19 protein-coding genes and 1 pseudogene are annotated in these 21,595 nt (G+C 59.4%); 12 read left to right on the top strand and 8 right to left on the bottom strand.

Annotated elements, in window-relative coordinates:
- The first annotated feature begins 129 nt into the window (after nt 1–129).
- The 3 genes and pseudogenes from ilvB (at nt 130) to ilvC (ending at nt 3,687) form a co-directional block, all read left to right on the top strand.
- Nucleotides 130–1,918, top strand: a pseudogene (gene ilvB / locus AC0V6U_RS07320) (biosynthetic-type acetolactate synthase large subunit).
- Between the two features lie 97 nt (nt 1,919–2,015).
- Nucleotides 2,016–2,531, top strand: a complete 516-nt coding sequence (ilvN, locus tag AC0V6U_RS07325) for an acetolactate synthase small subunit (RefSeq protein WP_472645512.1) — start codon at nt 2,016–2,018, stop codon at nt 2,529–2,531.
- Between the two features lie 121 nt (nt 2,532–2,652).
- A complete protein-coding gene (gene ilvC, locus AC0V6U_RS07330; RefSeq protein ID WP_472645513.1) occupies nt 2,653–3,687 on the top strand; it encodes a ketol-acid reductoisomerase in 1,035 nt (344 codons plus the stop codon).
- A gap of 42 nt (nt 3,688–3,729) precedes the next feature.
- Here ilvC and AC0V6U_RS07335 read toward each other — a convergent pair whose 3' ends face one another.
- The gene (locus tag AC0V6U_RS07335) at nt 3,730–4,392 is read right to left on the bottom strand and encodes a DUF6969 family protein (protein WP_472645514.1); all 663 of its coding nucleotides are present in this window, start codon (nt 4,390–4,392) and stop codon (nt 3,730–3,732) included.
- 521 nt (nt 4,393–4,913) lie between these two features.
- A complete protein-coding gene (locus tag AC0V6U_RS07340; RefSeq protein ID WP_472645515.1) occupies nt 4,914–5,390 on the bottom strand; it encodes a YHS domain-containing (seleno)protein in 477 nt (158 codons plus the stop codon).
- A gap of 301 nt (nt 5,391–5,691) precedes the next feature.
- On the opposite strand from AC0V6U_RS07340, the gene AC0V6U_RS07345 reads away from it, so the two are divergent.
- The 3 genes from AC0V6U_RS07345 (at nt 5,692) to AC0V6U_RS07355 (ending at nt 8,048) form a co-directional block, all read left to right on the top strand.
- A complete protein-coding gene (locus AC0V6U_RS07345) occupies nt 5,692–6,291 on the top strand; it encodes a DUF4329 domain-containing protein (RefSeq protein WP_472645516.1) in 600 nt (199 codons plus the stop codon).
- Nucleotides 6,291–7,439, top strand: a complete 1,149-nt coding sequence (locus tag AC0V6U_RS07350; protein ID WP_472645517.1) for an alpha-hydroxy acid oxidase — start codon at nt 6,291–6,293, stop codon at nt 7,437–7,439. The genes AC0V6U_RS07345 and AC0V6U_RS07350 overlap by 1 nt, the downstream gene beginning before the upstream one ends.
- Before the next feature lie 96 nt (nt 7,440–7,535).
- On the top strand, nt 7,536–8,048 hold the full coding sequence (locus tag AC0V6U_RS07355) for a hypothetical protein (protein ID WP_472645518.1): 513 nt from the start codon (nt 7,536–7,538) through the stop codon (nt 8,046–8,048).
- Between the two features lie 233 nt (nt 8,049–8,281).
- On the opposite strand, the gene AC0V6U_RS07360 is transcribed toward AC0V6U_RS07355, so the two are convergent.
- Nucleotides 8,282–8,827 carry a YHS domain-containing (seleno)protein gene (locus tag AC0V6U_RS07360; protein WP_486169414.1) on the bottom strand — a complete coding sequence of 182 codons (546 nt, stop codon included), beginning with the start codon at nt 8,825–8,827 and terminating at the stop codon, nt 8,282–8,284.
- A gap of 304 nt (nt 8,828–9,131) precedes the next feature.
- Here AC0V6U_RS07360 and leuA point away from each other — a divergent pair, with 304 nt between their 5' ends.
- Nucleotides 9,132–10,805 carry a 2-isopropylmalate synthase gene (gene leuA / locus AC0V6U_RS07365; protein WP_472645520.1) on the top strand — a complete coding sequence of 558 codons (1,674 nt, stop codon included), beginning with the start codon at nt 9,132–9,134 and terminating at the stop codon, nt 10,803–10,805.
- A 27-nt stretch (nt 10,806–10,832) separates the two neighbouring features.
- Nucleotides 10,833–12,011, top strand: coding sequence for a serine hydrolase domain-containing protein (locus AC0V6U_RS07370; protein WP_472645521.1), 1,179 nt, complete (start codon nt 10,833–10,835; stop codon nt 12,009–12,011).
- Between the two features lie 12 nt (nt 12,012–12,023).
- Here the strand turns inward: AC0V6U_RS07370 and AC0V6U_RS07375 are convergent, their stop codons facing one another.
- The gene (locus tag AC0V6U_RS07375) at nt 12,024–13,412 is read right to left on the bottom strand and encodes a methyl-accepting chemotaxis protein (RefSeq protein ID WP_472645522.1); all 1,389 of its coding nucleotides are present in this window, start codon (nt 13,410–13,412) and stop codon (nt 12,024–12,026) included.
- Nucleotides 13,413–13,512: 100 nt separating this feature from the next.
- Nucleotides 13,513–14,694, bottom strand: coding sequence for a helix-turn-helix domain-containing protein (locus AC0V6U_RS07380; protein WP_472645523.1), 1,182 nt, complete (start codon nt 14,692–14,694; stop codon nt 13,513–13,515).
- 173 nt (nt 14,695–14,867) lie between these two features.
- Here AC0V6U_RS07380 and AC0V6U_RS07385 point away from each other — a divergent pair, with 173 nt between their 5' ends.
- From AC0V6U_RS07385 to AC0V6U_RS07395, 3 genes are all read left to right on the top strand, one after another.
- Nucleotides 14,868–15,197 (top strand): hypothetical protein, encoded by a 330-nt coding sequence (locus AC0V6U_RS07385; RefSeq protein ID WP_472645524.1) that lies wholly within the window; start codon nt 14,868–14,870, stop codon nt 15,195–15,197.
- Between the two features lie 269 nt (nt 15,198–15,466).
- The gene (locus AC0V6U_RS07390; RefSeq protein ID WP_472645525.1) at nt 15,467–16,525 is read left to right on the top strand and encodes an amidohydrolase family protein; all 1,059 of its coding nucleotides are present in this window, start codon (nt 15,467–15,469) and stop codon (nt 16,523–16,525) included.
- A gap of 145 nt (nt 16,526–16,670) precedes the next feature.
- Nucleotides 16,671–17,657 (top strand): NAD(P)H-dependent flavin oxidoreductase, encoded by a 987-nt coding sequence (locus tag AC0V6U_RS07395; RefSeq protein ID WP_472645526.1) that lies wholly within the window; start codon nt 16,671–16,673, stop codon nt 17,655–17,657.
- A gap of 12 nt (nt 17,658–17,669) precedes the next feature.
- Here AC0V6U_RS07395 and AC0V6U_RS07400 read toward each other — a convergent pair whose 3' ends face one another.
- The 3 genes from AC0V6U_RS07400 to AC0V6U_RS07410 form a co-directional block, all read right to left on the bottom strand.
- A complete protein-coding gene (locus tag AC0V6U_RS07400; protein ID WP_472645527.1) occupies nt 17,670–18,209 on the bottom strand; it encodes an AHH domain-containing protein in 540 nt (179 codons plus the stop codon).
- Between the two features lie 21 nt (nt 18,210–18,230).
- Entirely contained in the window at nt 18,231–18,974 is a 744-nt protein-coding gene (locus AC0V6U_RS07405) for a hypothetical protein (RefSeq protein WP_472645528.1), read from the bottom strand.
- 201 nt (nt 18,975–19,175) lie between these two features.
- Complete coding sequence (locus AC0V6U_RS07410) at nt 19,176–19,664, bottom strand: flavodoxin family protein (RefSeq protein ID WP_472645529.1); 489 nt, start codon at nt 19,662–19,664, stop codon at nt 19,176–19,178.
- 82 nt (nt 19,665–19,746) lie between these two features.
- On the opposite strand from AC0V6U_RS07410, the gene recJ reads away from it, so the two are divergent.
- A complete protein-coding gene (recJ, locus tag AC0V6U_RS07415; RefSeq protein ID WP_472645530.1) occupies nt 19,747–21,534 on the top strand; it encodes a single-stranded-DNA-specific exonuclease RecJ in 1,788 nt (595 codons plus the stop codon).
- The last annotated feature ends 61 nt before the right edge of the window (nt 21,535–21,595 follow it).

Raw genomic sequence — 21,595 nt, forward strand, 5'->3', positions numbered from 1 at the left:
ACGCATTATCGCTGCGCCGGGCCTCGTTTATTGATACAAGTGCGCGTTAAAACGAGCAGAGTGAATTCAGCCATGCGGCCAGGCATGCAAACCGCGCCTGAGCCAAGCAAGACCGAGAAGGAAGTACACGTGTCGGACCATCCCCACCCCGACCATCTCAAAACCGACCAGCAATCAGGCGCTGCGATCCTGACACAATGCCTGGTGGATCAAGGCGTTGAGTTCGTATTCGGCTATCCCGGCGGCGCTGTTCTGCCGATTTATGATGAGCTGTTTGGCGATGAGCGGCTGCGCCACATCCTTGTCCGGCACGAGGCCGGGGCTGCACATGCAGCAGAGGGCTATGCCCGCGCCACTGGCAAGCCGGGCGTGGTTTTGGTCACCTCGGGCCCCGGCGCGACCAATGCCGTTACCGGGATTGCCGATGCCTATATGGATCTCGATCCCAATGGTCGTCATTACCGGCCAGGTTCCAACCGGCCTGATCGGCACCGACGCCTTTCAAGAGGCGGACACCGTCGGCATCACGCGCCACTGCACAAAGCACAATTATCTGGTCAAAGATCCGGCAGAGCTTCAGTCCGTTTTGGAAGAGGCGTTTCGCATCGCTACCACCGGGCGTCCCGGCCCGGTTGTGGTCGACATCCCCAAGGATGTTCAGATCGCCGTGCCTTCGCGCAAGATCGCAGCCAAGCTTACCGCATCGCACCGCTATGCACCGCAAATGGCGGCACCTGCTGAACAAGTGATCGAAGCGGTTGAGATGATTGCGGCGGCAGAACGCCCAGTTTTCTACACCGGCGGCGGAGTTATCAATTCCGGGCCAGAGGCGACCCGGCTGCTGCGCCAATTGCAGGACATCACCGGCGCGCCGGTCACCTCCACTTTGATGGGGCTCGGCGCGTTTCCTTCGGAGCATCCCGACTGGCTCGGCATGCTCGGGATGCACGGCACCTATGAAGCCAATCTGGCGATGAACAAGGCCGATGTTATGGTCTGCATCGGCGCGCGCTTTGATGACCGCGTCACCGGCAGGCTCGATGCATTTTCGCCTGATTCCAAGAAGATACACATCGATATTGATCGCAGCTCGATCAATAAAGTTGTCCCAGTTGAGCTCGGCATAGTTGGCGATTGTTCTACTGTGCTGGGTCAAATGATCGAGAGCTGGGGCGCGCGAAAGCCGCAGGACCTGGGCGAATGGAAGGCCCGCATTGCCGGATGGCGCGCGCGCGAATGCCTCGCCTATCCGGAAAAATCAGCCAAAGATCCAAGCGCGATCATGCCGCAAAAGGCGGTCGAGCGGCTGCACGCCCTCACCCACAAACGCGACCCGATCATCACCACCGAGGTTGGTCAGCACCAGATGTGGGCGGCGCAATATTTCGGATTTGAACAGCCGAACAAATGGCTCACCAGCGGCGGGCTTGGCACCATGGGTTATGGTATGCCAGCGGCGATTGGCGCGCAGCTGGGCTGCCCCGATGCGCTGGTGATTGATATTGCCGGCGAGGCAAGCATTCAGATGAATATTCAAGAGCTTGGAACGGCGAGCCAATACCGCCTGCCGGTCAAGATCTTCATCCTCAACAATGAATATATGGGCATGGTCCGCCAGTGGCAGGAATTGACCTATGAAAGCCGCTATTCCAACAGCTATTCCGACAGCCTGCCTGACTTTGTGAAGCTGGCAGAGGCCTATGGCTGGACCGGCATTCGCATCACCGAGGAAAGCGAATTGGACGCGGGCATCGAGGCGATGCTGGCCGCCGATGGTCCGGTGATTGTCGATTGCATGGTTGCCAAAGACGCGAACTGTTTGCCGATGATTCCATCGGGCGCGGCGCACACCGAAATGCTGCTCTATGGCGATGCGCACGAAGGCACCATGGACGACGAAGCGAAGGCGCTGGTCTGATGGAATTCTCAGCAATGCCGTTCGTGTCGAGCGCAGTCGAGACACGCCGCGCCACCGCATCTCGACTTCGCTCGATGCGAACGGATGAGGTATCAAAATGAAAATTGCGCACGACAATGCCGAGCGGCACGTCCTCACTGTTACGGTCGATAATGAGCCCGGTATTCTGGCAAAGATCACCGGGCTTTTCACCGCGCGCGGGTATAACATCGACAGCCTGACGGTGGCCGATATCTCGGCTGACCACGCGATCAGCCGGATCACGATTGTGACCGGCGGCCCGCCGCAAGTGATCGATCAGATCGAAGCGCAGTTGGATCGGCTCGTGCCAGTCCACGGCGTCGTCGACCTCACCACCGCTGGTCCGCATGTTGAGCGCGAGCTGGCGCTGATCAAGGTCACCGGCACTGGCGAGGCGCGGGTTGAGGCCTTGCGCGTGGCCGATATCTTCCGCGCCAGCGTGGTCGACACCACCACAGAAAGCTTCGTATTCGAGCTGACTGGCGCACCGGACAAAATTAACAGTTTCATCGCCCTGATGCGCGAACTCGGCCTGGTCGAGGTCGGCCGGTCAGGGATTGTGGGAATGCTACGCGGAGCCGAAGGCTCCTGACCGCCAACATATAATTTTCGTCATGCCAGCGAGAGCTGGCATCTCAGGCAACCGGGGCCATGCTTAAAAGGCCCTAGATCCCAGCGTTCGCTGGGATGACGTAGGAAGAAGAAGAGAAACAATGAAAGTCTATTACGACGCCGACGCTGATCTTGATCTGATCCAGAACAAGAAGGTCGCGATCCTCGGCTATGGCAGCCAAGGCCATGCCCATGCGCAAAACCTGCGCGACAGCGGCGTGAAAGAAGTCGCCGTGGCGCTGCGCGAAGGCTCCGCCACGCGGGCCAAGGCAGAGGCCGCTGGCTTTAAGGTGATGAACAACACCGAGGCGGCTGAATGGGCTGACCTCGTGATGGTTCTTGCACCCGATGAGCATCAAGCCGCGATCTGGGCCGATGATATGGCCGGGCACATGAAGCCGGGCAGCGCGCTCGCCTTTGCTCACGGTCTCAACATTCACTTTGGTCTGATCGAGCCGCCAGCGGACATCGACGTGATCATGATCGCGCCAAAGGGCCCGGGTCACACCGTGCGCAGCGAATATGAGCGCGGCGGCGGCGTCCCCTGCCTGATCGCTGTGCATCAGGAAGGCACCAGCAGCGGCGGCAACGGCTATGCGAAATCGCTCGCCTTGTCCTATGCCAGCGCCATGGGCGGCGGCCGCAGCGGCGTGATCGAAACCAATTTCAAGGAAGAGTGCGAGACCGATCTGTTCGGTGAGCAAGCCGTTCTTTGCGGCGGGATCACGCACTTGATCCAGGCCGGTTTTGAAACCCTGACGGAGGCCGGATACGCCCCAGAAATGGCCTATTTTGAGTGTCTGCACGAAACCAAACTGATCGTTGATCTGCTGTATGAAGGCGGGATCGCCAACATGCGTTATTCGATCAGCAACACGGCCGAATATGGCGACATCAAAACCGGCCCGCGTATCATCACTGATGAGACCAAGGCGGAAATGAAGCGCGTGCTGGCTGACATTCAGTCAGGCCGGTTTGTAAAAGACTTCGTGCTGGATAACCGCGCGGGTCAGCCAGAGCTGAAGGCCAGCCGCAAGGCCGCAGAAGCGCATCTGATCGAGAAGACCGGGGCGGAACTGCGCGCGATGATGCCATGGATCAGCGCGAACAAGCTGGTCGATAAGTCGAAGAACTAAGCACAGCTTGGGGCTGCGCGGGAATGCGCGGCCCTGGCTACCTCAGGCAGGTTCGAGCAAACGCTCAAGCGAAATCGGGGCCGCGCTGGTTATCTCAACCGCGCGGTCTTCGCCGTGGACTTGCCCGTGCATATCCGCCTCGCGCAGCATGTCGTCGCGGGCGTGCAGCAGCTCTGCGATCTCTTCGCGGGCCAGACCGACCATTGCAGTCAGCCATTCATTCACCAGCGGGTCGCCATTGGGCCCGCGCAGGTCAAACTGATCCAACATCGCGATCACCGCATAGGCGGGATAGAGCCATTCGTCGGTGACCCAGCGATTGGTGCCGAACCATTGCAGCGGCAGCCCTTGCTCAGAGATTGCCAAAGCGGCGATATGCACCACGTCGGCGCGCGGCTCACTACGCGGGTCCACAGGTGCAGCGATCAGCGGGACAGTGCCACCGGGCATCGCTGATCGGTCAAAAAACAGGTGGAAATGGCCATGCTCACCTTCGGCGCGTTCGCCGGGCGGGTGGCAGTGGTAGAAATAGCGGCTGCCAGCCGGGCCGTTCACAACATCGCCCTCTGGGTAATGCTCCCACAGCTCAGCAATGCCGTCTTCCGGCAAAATTCGGCTCATGAGCGGTTTGCCGCTAGCAAACATCGCCTCTGTGCTGGCGAGCAGCATGTCGGCGTATTGCGTGTGAGTGAGGCGGTCCGTCATGATCATCGTCCTAGTGGCGAGATGCCGCCCCCGCAGTGGGACGGCACCTCTCAAGAGCAAATGTGACCGGGTTCGCTAGGAGGGTGCGTCCCCGGCCACACTATATGCACGCCTTAGGCTTTAGGCGCGCAAGGGTTGGCTGCGCAGGGGTTTGCTGCACAAGGATTAGCGGCGCATGGGTTGGCTGCGCACGGGTTGGCGGCACACGGGTCAGCCGCGCATGGATTTGCTGCGCACGGGCTAGCCGCACATGATTTAGACGCCTTGGTCTTGCGGGCCTTCTTAGACTTCTTCGCAGCGCGGCATGGGTTGTAATTGCTGAAGTTCGAAGAGCTGCTGGCGCGTGGGCCACATGGAGCATCAGCAAGCGCTGGCGCACTGGTCGATGCAACGGCGAGGCCGCCTGCAACCATCAACATACGGGCGAGGTTCTTAGAGTTAGACATGGTAGAATATTCCTTTCGTGGGAGTATTTAGGGAGTAGTTATAGTGCGGGTGGGAGATTGCGTGTCCCGGCCGGATCAATCGCCGAAGCGCTGGCCCTCGGGAATTTTGGCCCAAGCCGGATCAGACTTGGCAATAAAGCCAGTGATATCGCTCAACCATGTTTGCTGAACATTGCGGTTGAAGTTGAGGTAGAGCTTGCCGCCTTCAATTTTGTAGAGCGTGGGGTCACCTGGTGCGAGCGAACCGCGACTCATCGCCCAGGCACAGTGGCCGCCATATTGCGGGGCGAAAGCGGCGGGGTTTTCTTTAAACTTGTCGGCATTGGCTTGGCTGGAAAAGAGCCATTCTGCGCCGTCATGCTTGACCATGAAGCGCGCATCGCCCTTCACTGGAACACCATTTCCTTGGAAATAGCTGACCGTGTCATAGCCGCTGACTGCGATGCTTTGACCTTCGACACCGACAAAGATGCCGCCGTCTGCTTGGGCTGGAATTGCGATTGCGAGGGGAGCGGCGAATGCTGCTGCGATGGCTAGAAATTTAAACTTCATCGGGGTTCTCCAAAATAACTTTGTGTCGCGGCCACCGGGCTCAGAGCCAGGGACAGGGAGGGTCAAAAATTGAACCGTAAGGGGGGACCGGTTCGCTTTCTGACATCTGATGTTTGGCCCAGTGGCCGCGCACATAATGGAGTTCGCGCGCTTGCGAGGTTTGGTTTCACTGGCCGCAAAAAAAATTGAAATTTTTCGAAATCCGCCCGTGCGGCGGGCACAGAATATTGCGTATAGGCGCGCAGCAAAGCCCTGCTAGACAAAGAGAAGTTGAGCCGTCACTGAGGGGGTAACAATGCGCATGCCAAAACCCCTTCACCTCGCCTATGCGGCATGCGGCATCGCCTGGGTCGTGGTTGTTTTCGGCACAGCGACAGATACTTTCAGAGGGCCATACGCCGTTCGCGAGCCGACCGCGTCGCAGGAACAACTCGACTCGCTGGCCAAATCCACCCTCGCCAATCTGCAGCGCCGGTCATTCGAAGAAAAGCGAGAGCTGTGCGGATTGATGCTGGAGGATGAAGACGGACAACTGAGCGTATCCGACATCTTTGAAGGCGATGCTGCAACCTGCAGCTTCCAATGGGTGTCCAATCCAGAGAAATTCGCAGTCGCATCGTTCCACACCCACGGCAGCTATAATGATGAGTATGACAGCGAGGTGCCCTCCACCATTGATCTGGAAGGCGACATTGCTGACCGCATCGATGGCTATGTTTCGACGCCGGGCGGCCGCATGTGGCATATTGATTGGCAGGATGAGGCGACCGAAATGATCTGCGGTGAAAGCTGCCTGCCTGCCGATCCGAACTATGTCCGCTGCGACGCGGCTCAACCGGCGGAAAGCTACACCGTGTGGGAGCTTAATCGGCGGCAGAGTTATGAGAGCTTTGATTGCTGATGCGGCTGTCTGATTGTCATAATATCGAGGACTTTCGAAAGCTGGCGAAGGCGCGTCTGCCCTTCCCTGTGTTCGATTACATCGATGGCGCCGCTGATGATGAGCTGACCAAGGCGCGCAACACCAGCGCCTATGATGCCTGCGATCTGGTGCCTGATGTGCTCGCCGGGGTTGAGACGATCGACACCAGCTGCACTTTGCTGGGCCGCAAATCTGCGCTGCCGCTGATGCTGTCGCCCACCGCCGTGCAGCGCGCCTTTCATTGGCAGGGCGAGACGGCGGTCGCGAAAGCGGCGGAGAAATATGGCCTGTGGTTTGGCATCTCCAGCCTGGCAACGCGCAGCATTGAAGACATCGCCGCGCTGACCAGCGGACCCAAGCTGTTTCAGCTCTACGTCCACAAGGACAAAGGCCTTAACGCCAGCATGATCCAGCGCTGTCAGGCCTCCGGTTTTGATGCGCTGGCGCTGACGGTGGACACGATCGTATCGGGCAAGCGCGAGCGGTGCCTGCGCAGCGGCTTCACCACCCCGCCCCGCTTCACCCCGGCCAGCATTTGGAGCTATGCAACGCGTCCGCGCTGGACGCTGGATTATCTGCTGCGCGAAAAGTTTGCCCTGCCCAATCTCGACACGCATGTGAGCGAGGGATCGAGCAAAGCGGTGAGCATTGCAGAATACTTCAACACCATGCTCGACACCTCAATGGATTGGGACACCGCGGCCAGCATCCGCGCCGATTGGGGCGGCAAATTTGTGCTGAAAGGCGTGATGAGCGCAGGCGACGCCCAGCGTGCGGTCGACATGGGCGCGGATGCGATCATGATCTCCAACCACGGCGGGCGGCAATTGGACGGCAGCCGCGCCCCCTTCGATCAATTGCGCGAGATCGTAGATGCGGTTGGCGGTGAGATTGAGATCATTTGTGATGGCGGCGTGCGGCGCGGAACCCATGCGTTAAAAGCCGTTTGCGCAGGCGCGAGTGCAGCATCTGGCGGGCGGCTGTACCTCTATGCGCTGGCGGCAGCCGGGCGGGACGGGACCGAGCGCGCGATCGGCATTCTAAAGGACGAGATTGAGCGCGGCATGCGCCTGATGGGTGTGACCAGTGTGGATCAGTTGACAGAGGATCGCCTGCGCTGGAGATAGCGGCGCATTGACCGGCGCATTGCAGCCTGTCACGAAACCGAAACGTCAAACGCGCCTGTGCTCGGGCGAGAATATGTAAGATCAATAAGGCCGATCATGACAAAGCTAAGGTTTGCAATTCTGACGGCATCCACGCTGGTGATTGCGGCGTGCGGCGCGTCGGAGCCAAATCAGGGCGCGAGCCAAGCCGATGAATTTGCGGCGCGGATCAAAGGTCCGCCTGCCCCTCCCGCCGCGAGTGATGAAACAGCGGGTGATCCAGAAGCCAGTACAGCGGCCGATGGCGAAAATGGCGCGGCACCTGCAAAGGCATCGATCCGGCCGAGCATCACCTATTCTGAGCCTGTCAGCACCACCGGCGGACCGTCCGTTCCGGGGACCGCAAGCGATCCCAATGCCTCCATCTGCGGAGCGCCTGCGGTCGCGCCATTCCTTGGACGAAACGCCGATCAAGCAACGCGGGCTGAAATCGTCGCCGCGGTCGGCTCTCAAAACGAAGTGCGCTTTGTGATCCCCGGTTCTACTTTCATCAATCCGGATCCCACCTCATCGCGCCTCAATGTAATGATCGACAACACCGGGGTGATCCGCGACGCGCGCTGCGGATAGCGGCGAGCAGAAATCCAAAATATTTCGGTCGCGCAGCGACCGCAAGGGCGACCGGCATCCTTTGTTGATGCGACCAAGCCGCCCGCACCCTCCACCCTTCCACCCGGAATAGTTTCGGATACGATCCGGGTGGAAGGGTGGAGGGTGCGGGCTGGCGAAGGCCCGGCGAAACACAAACAAAAACCCCGCCGGATCGCTCCGACGGGGTTTTGAAATGTTCGAGACAATCTCGCTTAGTCGGTGAAATGTTCATCCGCTGAGTGAGTCGGGTAGTTCACATCGCCAGCTTCGATAAAGCCTGGGATGTCTTTTTGCCAATTCTCTTGAACGCTCTCGTTGAAGTTCAAGTACAGCTTGCCATCAACGATTTCATAGACGTTGGGGTCACCCGGTGCGAGCGCATCGTTCGCGCCGATCGCCCAGGCACAATATCCGCCATATGCTGGTGCATATTTGGCTGGCTCAGCCTGAAACTTCTCAGCGTTTTCTGCGCTGGCGAAACGATAGTCATAGCCTTCGTAACGCACGGTGAATTCTTCTGAGCCTTCAACTGGAACGCCGTCGCCTTCGAAATAGCTGACGGTGTCATAGCCGCTCACAGCCAGGGTATCGCCCTTGGCCGCAGTGTGGATTGGGTTTGCTGCTTCACCGCCGAGATCAGCGAACAGGCTGGCGTTCTCGGTTGCTTCTGCAACGTCAGGGGTTTGAGCTTCTTCTGCTGGCGCGCCGCAGGCTGCGACGGTGGCCATTAAAGCAATTGCAAATAGTGATTTACGCATTGGGGGTTCTCCTATTTTGTGCCTTCGTGACACGATGCCCTTGTGTTCGCGCGCATGCAACCATCGGTTACAGCTATGTGAAAATTCCTTGATACTTGCCTTGCGCGCCATTCTGCGCGATGCAGTTAATCATGACGCGAACACGCACGCAGCTACTCCTACGACTTACGCGCCCTTGGGCGTGACCTGACGTATGCTCCCGGCCGGGCATGCGCAGCGCCCAAGGGAAGCCAAGCAAACCCGCCAACAGTCGTAAAATTCAGCTGCCCAACGGCACTCACAAGCACACGAAAGCCGCGCCATCATGCCCATGCTCAACCAGCCTTCGCGAAAATACCGCCCCTTCCCGCAGATTAACTTGCCCGACCGGCAATGGCCCGCGCAGCAGATCACCGCGCCGCCGCGCTGGCTTTCCACCGATCTGCGCGATGGCAATCAGTCGATCATCGATCCAATGGATGCGGTGAAGAAGAACCGCTTTTTCGATCTGCTGATTGAGATCGGGGTGAAAGAGATTGAGGTCGGCTTTCCCAGCGCGGGCGCGACCGAGTTCGACTTTATCTCAGGCCTGGTAAAGTCAGACCGCATTCCCGAAGACGTGTTGGTCCAGGTGCTGACGCAGAGCCGCGAGGATTTGATCCGCACCTCGTTTGAAAGCCTATCCGGAGCGCGCGCGGCGATTATCCACCTCTACAACGCTGTCTCGCCCGCATGGCGCGATATCGTGTTCCGCATGTCGAAAGACGAAGTGCGCGAGATCGCCGTCGCCGGGGCCAAGGTGATGCGCGACGAAGCTGGCGCGCGGCCCGATACGGACTGGCATTTCCAATATTCGCCCGAGACATTCTCTACCGCTGAATTGGATTTCAGCATTGAGGTGTGTGAGGCGGTGATGGGTGTGCTCTCGCCCACTCCGGACAAGCCGATCATCCTCAATCTGCCCGCCACGGTTGAGGCGGCAACGCCCAATATCTACGCCGACCAGATCGAATATTTCTGCCGCAATCTGCCGAACCGCGACAGCGCAGTGATCAGCCTGCACACTCACAATGACCGCGGCACCGGCGTCGCGGCGGCGGAGCTGGGATTGATGGCGGGCGCGGACCGGGTCGAGGGATGCCTGTTCGGCAATGGCGAGCGAACCGGCAATTGCTGCCTCGTCACCGTCGCGCTCAATATGTACACGCAGGGGATCGATCCCGGCCTCGATTTCTCTGACATCGACCGCGTGATCGAGACGGTGGAATATTGCAACGATCTGCCCGTCCACGAACGCCATCCCTATGGCGGCGAACTGGTCTTCACCGCCTTTTCTGGCAGCCATCAGGACGCGATCAAGAAGGGCTTTGAGGCGCGCGGCACCCAGAACGACGAAAGCTGGCGCGTACCTTATCTGCCAATCGATCCCGCTGATCTGGGCCGCAATTACGAAGCCGTTATCCGCGTTAATTCGCAAAGCGGCAAAGGCGGGTTCGCCTGGGTGCTGGAACAAGACCAGGGCCTCAAACTGCCCAAGAAAATGCAGGCCGATTTCAGCAGTCACGTGCAAAACATGGCCGACGAATTGGGACGCGAGCTCAACGCAGCCGACATTTGGGAGGCGTTCAAAGCCGCCTATCATGTTCAGACCGCCAACAAGCATTTTCAGCTGGTTCGCTATGAGGAAAGCCGCACCGGCGATGGCACACGGATCTTTGCCGGGACGATCACCGTTGCCGGGCAAGAGCAAAGCGTCAGCGGGCGCGGCAATGGCCTCATCTCCAGCGTGCTCACCACGCTGGAGGAGAACTTCGGTCTGGACCTCAAAGTGCTCGACTACACCGAGCACGCGCTGGGTTCTGGCCGCGATGCCCGCGCCGCCGCTTACCTCCAATGCGAAAGCGGCGGACGCACCATTTGGGGCGTTGGCATCGACGAAGACGTCTCAACCGCCAGCGTGCGCGCTGTTCTAAGCGCGGCGAATTCGGCGTTGAAGTAAGGCTCACGAGCACGCGGGGGGAACGCAATGTCGAAATGGAAGATCGTGATTGCGGGATTGCTCGCAGTCATCCTCTTGCCCGCTGCGGGCCTCGGCATCGCGAGTCTTTTCGAGCCTTCACTCGATCCTGCATTTGAGCAAAAACTCACTGATGCTGAGCCAGAAGGCATTCAAGAGCTCATCGCAGCAGAGGCGGAGAACCTCGGCGTAACGGCGCTCAGCGTGACGGTGCTTGATGCTGGCGAAGAACCGCAAAGCCACTATTTCGGACGCGCCAGACAAGGCGGGCTGATGCAGGTCGCCAGCCTTTCCAAAGCGGTCGCTGCCACGGTCATTCTGGTCCTGGCTGAGCAGCAAGGCGTCGGCCTAGACGATGACATACGCGGACAGATTACCTCAGTGGACATTGCCTCCCTTGAGGGCGGCGGCAGACCCGTTACCCTGCGCCAGCTTCTGTCGCACACGACCGGCGCATCGCAATCGGGTTATCCCGGCTATCCGCGTGACAGCGCTCTGCTCAGCACTGCTGATGTCATTGAAGCGCCACCGCGCATTTTCGAATCTCAACTGGCGTTTGACGGCGTCCCAGGCGAATTTCGCTATTCAGGCGGCGGCTACACGATCGCGCAATTGTGGGCGGAAGACACCACCGGCCAGAGCTTCGAGGCAATCGCTGATGAGCTGCTACTCAGCCCGCTTGGCATGGCGCAAAGCACATTTGTTCAGCCCCTGGACGAGGCAGATATCGCGCCGCTGACCGTGGTTGGAGCTGACTCCGGATTTGCGCCCACGCAAGGGGTTTTCAGTGCCATCGAAAACAGCTGGCACGTCTATCCAGAGAAAGCCGCCGCAGGCCTATGGTCCACTTCAGAGGACTATGCCCGCTTCGCCGCAGCATTGCTTGACGCCGCCGCCGGAGAAGAAAACCCAATCCCAACCGAGATTGCCAGGGCCATGCTCACTCCAGAGGCCGAAACGGATTTCATGCCGGGCACGAACTATGGCTTTGGCGTCATGCTCACTCCCGATGGAGATGGGGGCATCGCGGACATCTGGCACACGGGCGCCAATGCAGGATATCGCGCGCTCTTCATGGCGCGCCCAGCTTCTGCGGAGAAGCCCCGCCGTATTGTCGTCTCGCTAGGCAACACTGCCAACGCAGCTGAGCTTAACCGAGCGATTGGCAAGGTCTTGCTAGAACGCTGACCTGAAGCCGGCTTAGGCGCGCACTTTTGTGGCGTCGTATCGCCGATTGTCGATCGCGCCCTGCGCAGCGTTGAGCGATAGGCTCTGCAAGAACTCATCAGCGCCTGCTTGCAGGTTTGAAATCTGCGCGTTCAAATCGCTGGTCAGACTGGTGGCGGCGGTCATCTCTTTGTCGATCCCATCGACCAGCTCGCGAATGCGCTGAACCGCTTCGCTCGATGACCGCGCGCTCAGCGATGTTTCATCGACGCTCGCCGCGATCTTTGTCACCGTTGTGCCTTGCAGCGTCACCTCGTTGCAGACGGATTGAGTCAAATCGCGCACCGTGCCGAATGTCTCATGCATCGTGCGGTTCGCATCGAGCGCGCGGTCGCTGGCCTTTTCGATCCCGCCCAATCGCGAAACAATGTCTTCGGTCGCTTTGGCGGTTTGCTCTGACAGGCCTTTAATCTCGCTCGCGACGACAGAGAACCCGCGCCCGGCCTCGCCCGCCCTTGCCGCTTCGATCCGGGCGTTCAGGGCCAGAATACTGGTTTGCGAGGTGATCGATTGGATCATCTGCGCGATCGATTGGATCGATGCGGTTTGCGTGGTGAGATCATCAACGGTCTGGTGCGTTTCCTCCGCGACCTGGGTGGCGGCGCCCAAGGATTGCGAGGCGCGCGACAGTTCGCAGGTCATATCGTCCAGAGTTACGCGCAAGCTGCCCGCCGTATTGGCCGCATCGCCCATGGCGGCGGCAGACTCGCTCGAGGCAATGGACACTTCATCGGCTAAGGCGCGCAGGTCGCGGATCAAATTGCTCGCCTGATCAGCTTTGCGATTGCTCTCCGCGCTCTGTTCAGCCGCGCGCTCCACCGCATCGCTAACCGCTGCGCGAAACATTTCCGTCTGTTTGGCGACCCATTTGTAATGCTGACGCTCGCGGCATTGCTGGTTTTTGGTCAGCATGATCTCAGCATCCAAGGTGTAAAGCCGGCTGAGCTCCGTCACCAGCGATATGCCATCCTCCAGGCTCTCAGCCGCTTCGAATACTGTGCGCAATTCAAACTGCTGCGAGACGCTGAGCGCGCCCAGATGCGCCGCCGGATCGGTGCGAGAGGTGTAGACCAGCTCGGCAATGTCTTCACAGCGGCTGATCCATGCCTCGTCATAAGGCGGGCGGTATTTGACGAGCAGATGCCGGGTGACATCCTTGATGTAATAGTCGCGGGCTTCGCTGTTGAAGACCAGGCCCATGATTTTTGCATATTGATCGACATAGATTGCCGCGGTTTGCGACACCGTCTCGCTCAGGATGTTGCTGAGCCGGTGGTAAACAGGCTTATCAGGGTCATTGATTTCATAAACCTGCAGCCGCGCCAGCCGCGCATTCACTGGGTCAATCTTGGTATGATACATCGCTGTGGTCCTGGCTCGATTGCGTCGCTGCCAAGCCTTCGCAAAGTTTGATTAAGCGTCTTGATGGGGCCCCCTATGGTTTCCCCCTGAGGCGCTGTGTTCACGCGGCTGTTTTGCGATAGTCACTCGGCGTCTTGCCGGTCTCACGCTTGAACGCCTTGTAGAAGGACGAGCGAGCATTGAAGCCTACATCCAGCGCAATCGCCAGGATCGTGTCCTTGCCCTCCAGAATGCGCGGCTGCGCCTCTCTGATCCGCCAGCCATTCACATAGTCGAAGAAGCACTCACCCACCGTTTCATTAAGCGTTTGCGAAATGTGATTGGGGGACACCATTAAGTGCCGCGAGAGCTTGTTGAGCGACAGGCTGGGGTCGAGATAGATTTTGTCTTTTGCCATTGCGACCTCAATCTTACCCGCAATCCGCTTCGCCTGATCCTCGTCCAAGGCAGAGCGCTTATACTTTTGCTGAGCGCCCTCCTCTCCCGCGCCGTCACTCTCACCCTGATCCTGCCCATCATCGTGCTCATCTTCGAGGTAGTTTCCCTCAAATCCCGGCCTTTGCGACAGGCCCCACAGGCCCAGAGTCCAGACCAAAACCAGGAACAGAGCGCTGCCCAATTCACGCGACATGATTTCCGCGCCGAACACATTCTGGCGCAAGATCGTGGCGAGCGCAGCCAGCCAAGCCAGTCCAAAGACCGCCAGGAAAGCGGTCAGCCAGCTGAGCCCGCGTCCCTCGTCACTGGCAAAGTACTCTTTCAAGCGGATCCGGTACGCTGCGACCCGCTTGTAAATGCGAAACACATAGATGGCCGACTGTATGGGCCAGAAAAACAGCAGCCCGTAGGAGACGATGCCGACAAAGCCGTAAAAGAGCAGCGGAACCAAACCCATTTGATGCGGATCGGGATTGTTTCCGACCCATCCAAAGGCGACCGGAATGGCCACAACGAAAAGAGCGATTGCCGCCGGGATCAGATGGACAAGATGCTTGCGCTCAAATGACCAGGCCTGCTCCGCCGTCAGCCAGCACGTGTAGAACCACAATATCGGCGTGATCGAGAGATAGGCTGGCAGGGTAAAATGGTAAAAGAGGTGCAGGTAATTGGGCGCGAACGCCTCTACCACCGGGCCGCCCGACGAAAAGCAGATCGCGACAAAGATGCCAGCAAGCAGCAAATGGTTGCGCGATTCCATCGATTTCACAATCAGGATCGAGATGCAGAAAAACGTTTGCGCGAGCGTTGCCACTGCCAATGCAAGGATCACTGTCTTGCTCAAAACCGAACCCTCCTGAACGTTCGTTTCACACATAATAACCGTTGCGAAAAGCAAAAGGCGGCGATGTCCACACCGTTAGGCAAGGACATCGAAAACGTCCGTGCCTGCGTGAAAAGACGACGCGTATGGCTCCGGTGCGCTTGTTTGAGGCTCCCCTAACAAAGGAGCTGAAAATGAAGACTTTTTACAAAACTGCCCTTGCTGCTTTAGCGCTGACATCCAGTGTCCAACTGTCGGCTCAAGCGGATCCGCAGAACCGCGATGCATTCGCATTCCGCGTTGATCCAGCGGCGATGACGAACCTCAACAACAGCGAGGCGATGATGAAGCGATTGAGCAAAGAGGCGCGCGCGCATTGCGCGGCTCTCGCCAATCGGAGCATTGGCCAGGCCGTCTCACGCCGCGATTACATCTCGGCCTGCACACGCAAATTGAAGGCCGATACGCTCGCGAAAATTGAGCTCAAATATGCAAGCCAGCAGCAGCGAGTGGCCAACAAATAGGCAAAGTGCATGTCTCTCCTGCGCTGCGAATACGGGCGGGTGACATAGAGCAGCGTTTCCTACCCTTGCCCGGGCCGCTATGCCTGCCTGATGAGCAATCTGAGCACGCCGCTGACTAATCGGAAAAACCGATCAAATGGCGGCGCTGTGATCGATTGCTTTTTTGGCCCAAGACTGTGTTCCAGTCGTTCCAAACGTGCTTTGCGTGCGGCGAACGGAGTGGCTATGCCTGAGCTCAAGGGGCCAAGGCTCAAGGGAGAGACAATGCAATGAGTGAAGCGATACTTGAGCCCGATCTGCCGATCATCGATCCGCATCATCACCTGTGGGACCTGCGGCCGATGATGCCGATGTTCCCAGAACCGCGGCATCGCTTCATCGAAACGCTGGTGGATGCGGCGCATTACACCTTCGATCAGCTACATGCAGACGTGCAAACAGGGCACAACGTCATCGCCACCGTCTTCATGGAATGCGGCGCGTTCTACAATGCGGCGCTTGGCGAAGACCTGAAACCGGTCGGCGAGGTTGAGTATGTGAACGGCGTTGCGGCGCAATCGGCGAGCGGGCTCTACGGCCCCTTGCGCGCCTGTGCTGGGATCATCGGCCATGCCAACATGCTGCTGGGTGAAGGCGCTGGCCCAGTGCTCGATGCCCTGATCGAGGCGGGCGGGACGCGCGACAGCAGCCGGTTCAAGGGCATCCGCCATCAGGGCGCTTGGGATGCGGACCCGGACGTGCTCGGCCCTCCGTTCCACGCGCCTCCAGAGCTGTACCGTAATGCGAGCTTCCGCGCAGGCTTCGCTGAACTTGGGAAACGCGGGCTCACATTCGATGCGTGGATCCTGGAGCCGCAATTGCCCGGTGTGATCGACCTTGCGCGCGCCTTCCCAGACCAACCGATCTGCCTCGACCATTGCGGCACACCGCTTGGCTCGGCGAGCTACGCAGGCAAGCTGGAAGAGCGCTTCGATATCTGGCGCAGCAACATCATCGAGCTTGGCAAATGCCCCAATGTGATGGTGAAGCTCGGCGGGCTGGCGATGCACAATTGCGCGATGCCTGAGGAAGGCCCCGCCGCTGGTGTTGGGTCGGAAGAGCTCGCGGCCATGTGGAAGCCCTATATCGAGACCTGCATTGAAGCCTTTGGGCCGCAGCGCGCCATGTTTGAAAGCAACTATCCGGTCGATCGCTGGGGCGCGACCTATCCGGTGCTGTGGAACGCGTTCAAGCGGATCACAGCGGGCGCAAGCGCGGATGAGAAGGCCGCGCTTTATGCCGGAAATGCCGCGCGCTTCTATGGCATTGAAGAGGTCCTTAGCGCTTGATTGCATCGCATTCCGCTACGGCAAAGGGGGCTGGACGCGGCCCGGCTGCGCTTGGCGCTCGACAGGGCGGGAACCGGCGCTATGGACTGAGCGTAGAAACGCAGACTAACTGCCTGAAACCACGACCGCATTGACGGAGAAATTGATGTCTCTTCCCGCTCCCTTTGATCGCCTGCGCTTGCCTCTGATCGGCTCGCCCCTGTTCATCGTCTCTGGCCCGGAACTGGTGATCGCTCAGTGTAAGGCCGGGATCATCGGCAGCTTCCCTGCGCTCAATGCGCGTCCGCAGACGCTGCTCGACGAATGGCTGCACCAGATCACCGAAGAGCTGGCCAAGCACAACCGCGAGAACCCGGACCGGCCAGCCGCGCCGTTTGCCGTCAACCAGATCGTGCACAAGTCGAACGACCGCGTCATGGCCGACATGGCAACCTGTGAGAAATGGCAAGTGCCGCTGGTCATCACCTCGCTCGGCGCGCGTACGGAGATCTTCGATGCTGTGCGCAATTGGGGCGGCATCACAATGCATGATGTGATCAACAACCGCTTTGCCAATAAAGCTATCGAGAAAGGCGCAGATGGCCTGATCCCGGTAGCCGCTGGCGCTGGCGGCCATGCTGGTACGCTCTCGCCCTTCGCCTTGATGCAAGAAATCCGCGAGTGGTTCGACGGGTTGGTCGCGCTGTCGGGCTCGATTGCAAACGGCGCCTCGATCCTGTCGGCTCAAGCGATGGGCGCAGACTTCGGCTATGCGGGTAGCGCCTTCATCGCGACCAAAGAGGCAAACGCCGACCAAGCCTATAAGGAAGGCATCGTTGAGGGATCAGCGGACGGGATCGTCTACTCCAACCTGTTCACCGGCGTGCACGGCAACTACCTGCGCAGCTCGATCGAAAAGGCCGGGCTTGACCCGGACAACTTGCCGGAAAGCGATCCGTCCAAGATGAATTTCGGCAGCGGCGGCAACACCAAAGCGAAGGCGTGGAAAGACATCTGGGGTTCTGGACAAGGCGTCGGCGCAATCAAGGCTGTCGACTCGGTTGAGGACATGGTGAGCAAGTTCGAGGCTGAGTACCACGCGGCAAAAGCGGCGCTGCTCACCAAGTCGGACTATACTCGCTGGGCTGACTGACGGGACACTTGGCTAGGTCGCCTTCCACAGCTGCTCGGCCATCATGTCGAGTTCTGTGAAGTCATAGCCGCTGCCTAGTGGGTCCTTGCGGTTGAGCAGCAGCTTGCGCTTCTGACTGAGCAGGTAAGTGCGCAGCGCGCTTTGCAGCAGTTGCAGGCGCATCAGCGCCTCGATGAAAGCGGCCTCAGGATCGTGAAGGCGGGTCTCGGCCCAGCTTTGCTCAATCCGGCCAACGCGCTCCATCACCATCTCGTTGTAATGGCGATGCGGACCGCGATGCAGCGGCATTCCCGTGCGCACCGTCGCGTCTTCATTGGCTGGCAGCAGCAGGCCGTTCGCGCGGAAATCGTCAAAGCCTATCGCTGTGCGGCTTACTTCGGCAAACAGATGGCCAAAACAGTCACGCCGCAGCAATTGGCGAGGTAGCAAATGGTGCCGCTGCAGACCCGCATCATATCCCGGCTGTCTGCGGCGATTGACCGATCGGAACGGGATGACCGCGCGTCGCTTCGCCAGCGCAGGCGCATGCGCTGGCCCGATATTGCCGTGCATGTAGCCCCCTCTAGCCGCGTCCTATTCGCGCCAAACCCTCACAAATTTGCTGTTCTTCGATGGGCGCATGATCAAGCGGCTGCCGTCTGGCGCGACAATCCGCTCACTCTCATTCAGCCCGCCAACCAAGATCAATTGATTGACCAACCGCACACCCAGCCTGGTGGCAGTAACCTTGCCGTCGGCGAGCGGCGGTTCGATCCGCAATTCCTGACCAATCCAATAGTCGAGCCCCACTGTTTGCAGCGCCCCGTCGATCGTCTCGCGGAAAGCCGTCAGGCCCAATGCTGGGAAAGACCCACCTTCAATCCATGCTGTCGAAACAGATTCGAAATATTGGCGCCCGATGGCGCTCTTCGATGGAGACCAGACAACGGCCTCAACATCGTCAAAGTGGTGCGTCAAATCACGCGCAAGCCCCACCATGCCGCGCATGATCGGCAGCGAGCGCTCCCCGCCCGACAGATGTTGCCCCACGGCGATACGCATCGCATCAAAGCGGAAACCGTTGGGCGCCTGCTCCAAATCAAAGCGATGCTCAATTTCAGGAAATTCAGACGCTGGCCCAGGCGCAATGCCCTCCAGATCAAAGGTCAGCCCTTCGCGCAGCAGCTCCATCCAGGCGTGCTCTTGCGCCTCAGGATTGGCAAAATCGGCTGGCTTGTCCGACTGCACATGATCGGCATCCACCAATTGCAGCGGCGTCGCATCGCAAGGATCGTGGGACAGCAGCACAGTGCTCTGCGCCGCGAAGAATTCCTTCATAGCGGCGCGATCCGGCCGCTTGCCCGTCGCAAACAGCAGATACAGGCCCGGAGAGCCAGCTTGTCGGTCTTGATCGACTATCCCGGCCCCCTTCCTCGTCCCGGCGCGAAATTTCAGATCGTTTGCAGCATGATAGTGACTTGTTTCTTAGTCATCGTCGAGTCTAGTTTTGGTTTTGATCGGGGAAAGCCACACAACCGGTCAGAAAACCCCCAGTTGCAGTCCTTCGGACATTGCCTCGCCCAAAGCGCGTGATTGCTCCAGAACTTCCTTTGGCACTTGTTTTACTGCAGCAATTTCTTGCGGGGTCTGGGCTGAGAAGTTCACAATCATCGGATCAGCGACCCGTTTCAGCCGCCAGCCAGTTGCGATCCTATCCAGCTGGCGCTGCGCCCCTTCCCCGTCCGATCCAGCGGCAATGATGCTGGCATAGGGCCTGCCTTCAATCTGTCCGAGCACGTCATAAAAATTTGCGTCGAACATCTCTTTCATCGCCCCGCTCATCGCCGCGAGATTCTCTGGACAGGCAAAGATGTAACCGCCTGCTGAAAGCAAATCGGCACTCGTCACGTCCTGCGCCCTCAAAAGCACGCCGCCCTCGCCCGCTCCGTTGGCCGCCGCTTTTGCCATGGCCTCGCTGGCCCCTGTGCGGCTGTGCCAGATGATGAGAAGCGGAGCGTTGTTTTCCATGGGCTCACTCCAAGCGAGCGGGCTGTCGATTGTCAATCAGTGGCGCTGTCACGCAGCGAAACAATCGGCTAAGCATCGCAGCATGGCATCTCCCACAATCTCTCACGTCTTGGGCGTCGCGTCTTCTCTCTCAGAGCGCGCCTGGCAGTGGCGCGGCGGCAATATGGAGCTGGGCGCTGAGGCCAATACGCTGACGAATGATATCCTCACGCAATTGCTACTTACCCGAGGCGTCGCGCGTGAGGATGTGGCGCGCCACGCAAAGCCCACCATGCGCGATTTTCTGCCGGATCCATCCGAGTTTAATGACATGGAGAGCGCAGCCTCGCGGATCGCCAAAGCCGTGCTCAGCGGAGAGCAGATCACAATTTACGGCGATTATGACGTCGATGGCGCTACCAGCTCGGCCTTGCTGGTTCAGCTGCTGCGCGATCTTGATGTGGAGGCCGGATATTACATCCCAGACCGCTTGCTTGAGGGTTACGGCCCTAGCGGCGAAGCCTTGGTCAAGCTGGCGCGTTCGGGGTCTAGCCTGATCATAACGGTCGATTGCGGCGCGATGGCCTATGAAGCGCTGGGCATGGCGCGCGATGAAGGCGTGGATGTGATTGTCGTCGATCATCACAAATGCGGCGCCGAATTGCCGCCAACCACCGCTTTGGTGAACCCGAATAGGCTGGACGAGAACGACCTTGCCGCTGCACATGGACATTTGGCCGCCGTCGGGGTCGCATTTCTGCTCGCGATTGCACTGGTCAGAAACCTGCGCAGCGAGGGCTATTTCAAGGACCGCAAAGAACCCGACCTGATTGCGCTGCTCGATCTGGTGGCGCTGGGCACTGTGGCCGATGTCGCCGCGCTGCACGGTCTCAACCGCGCTTTCGTTGCGCAAGGGCTCAAAGTTCTCGCACGCCGTGAGCGGATCGGCATGGCAGCCCTAATGGACGCGAGCCGCCTTAAACGCGCGCCGCAAGCAAGCGACCTGGGCTTTGCGCTTGGCCCTCGGATCAATGCAGGCGGGCGAATTGGCGAATCGACATTGGGCGTGAAACTGCTGACGACAAGCGACCCAGAGGAAGCGCGCGCCATCGCGGAACAGCTAAGCCAGCTGAATGAAGAGCGCCGCGCCATTGAGGCCGAAGTTCAGGAGGAAGCCGAGCGGCAGCTTGAGGGGCAGCACAATCATGCGGTCCACGTGCTTTCCGGAGATGGCTGGCATCCGGGCGTGATCGGCATTGTCGCCGGACGCATAAAGGAAAAGACCGGCCGCCCTGCGATCGTCATCGCTCGCGACGAAACAGAGGGACAAGGCAAAGGCTCGGGCCGGTCAATCAGCGGCGTTGATCTGGGCGCGGCGATCATTGCAGCGCGTGAGGAAGGCCTGCTGGTCGCGGGCGGCGGACATGCCATGGCAGCCGGTCTCACGATCGATAATGACAAGCTCGCCGCATTCGCAGAATTCCTCGACACTCGCCTCGCCAAGGATATTGAGCGCGCTCGCCTGGGCCAGCGCATGCAACTCGATCTGTCGGTTGCGCCCGGCGGATTGACGCCAGAGCTGGTCGAGACGCTGGAGGCGGCGGGCCCTTACGGGGTTGGCTGGCCCGCACCGCGTCTGGCGGTGGGCCCGGTGCGCATCATTAAAGCCGATATCGTTGGCAAGGATCATCTTCGCCTGATCGCGGCGGGCGAAGATGGCAAATCGTTTAAAGCCATCGCCTTTCGCGCAGCGGAAACCGAAATGGCGCAGACCCTGATCCACCGATCAAAGGGGCGCCGATTCCATCTCGCTGGGCGCGCAAAGATTGATGATTGGGGGCCGCGTCCTGCGGCAGAATTGCACCTCGAAGACGCTGCCTTTGCCGATTGATTGTAAGAAACCGCCCAGAAACGCCAAAGTTCTTCGATTACAGGCTTGACCGCCAACCACT

The organism is Erythrobacter sp. W36 (genome assembly GCF_057364935.1).

Excerpts from the sequence above, each read along its gene's own strand:
- ilvN (WP_472645512.1), top strand. The coding sequence starts at position 2,016 with ATGAAAATTGCGCACGACAATGCCGAGCGGCACGTCCTCACTGTTACG.
- ilvC (WP_472645513.1), top strand. The coding sequence starts at position 2,653 with ATGAAAGTCTATTACGACGCCGACGCTGATCTTGATCTGATCCAGAAC.
- AC0V6U_RS07335 (WP_472645514.1), bottom strand. The coding sequence starts at position 4,392 with ATGACGGACCGCCTCACTCACACGCAATACGCCGACATGCTGCTCGCC.
- AC0V6U_RS07340 (WP_472645515.1), bottom strand. The coding sequence starts at position 5,390 with ATGAAGTTTAAATTTCTAGCCATCGCAGCAGCATTCGCCGCTCCCCTC.
- AC0V6U_RS07345 (WP_472645516.1), top strand. The coding sequence starts at position 5,692 with ATGCCAAAACCCCTTCACCTCGCCTATGCGGCATGCGGCATCGCCTGG.
- AC0V6U_RS07350 (WP_472645517.1), top strand. The coding sequence starts at position 6,291 with ATGCGGCTGTCTGATTGTCATAATATCGAGGACTTTCGAAAGCTGGCG.
- AC0V6U_RS07355 (WP_472645518.1), top strand. The coding sequence starts at position 7,536 with ATGACAAAGCTAAGGTTTGCAATTCTGACGGCATCCACGCTGGTGATT.
- AC0V6U_RS07360 (WP_486169414.1), bottom strand. The coding sequence starts at position 8,827 with ATGCGTAAATCACTATTTGCAATTGCTTTAATGGCCACCGTCGCAGCC.
- leuA (WP_472645520.1), top strand. The coding sequence starts at position 9,132 with ATGCCCATGCTCAACCAGCCTTCGCGAAAATACCGCCCCTTCCCGCAG.
- AC0V6U_RS07370 (WP_472645521.1), top strand. The coding sequence starts at position 10,833 with ATGTCGAAATGGAAGATCGTGATTGCGGGATTGCTCGCAGTCATCCTC.
- AC0V6U_RS07375 (WP_472645522.1), bottom strand. The coding sequence starts at position 13,412 with ATGTATCATACCAAGATTGACCCAGTGAATGCGCGGCTGGCGCGGCTG.
- AC0V6U_RS07385 (WP_472645524.1), top strand. The coding sequence starts at position 14,868 with ATGAAGACTTTTTACAAAACTGCCCTTGCTGCTTTAGCGCTGACATCC.
- AC0V6U_RS07390 (WP_472645525.1), top strand. The coding sequence starts at position 15,467 with ATGAGTGAAGCGATACTTGAGCCCGATCTGCCGATCATCGATCCGCAT.
- AC0V6U_RS07395 (WP_472645526.1), top strand. The coding sequence starts at position 16,671 with ATGTCTCTTCCCGCTCCCTTTGATCGCCTGCGCTTGCCTCTGATCGGC.
- AC0V6U_RS07400 (WP_472645527.1), bottom strand. The coding sequence starts at position 18,209 with ATGCACGGCAATATCGGGCCAGCGCATGCGCCTGCGCTGGCGAAGCGA.
- AC0V6U_RS07405 (WP_472645528.1), bottom strand. The coding sequence starts at position 18,974 with ATGAAGGAATTCTTCGCGGCGCAGAGCACTGTGCTGCTGTCCCACGAT.
- AC0V6U_RS07410 (WP_472645529.1), bottom strand. The coding sequence starts at position 19,664 with ATGGAAAACAACGCTCCGCTTCTCATCATCTGGCACAGCCGCACAGGG.
- recJ (WP_472645530.1), top strand. The coding sequence starts at position 19,747 with ATGGCATCTCCCACAATCTCTCACGTCTTGGGCGTCGCGTCTTCTCTC.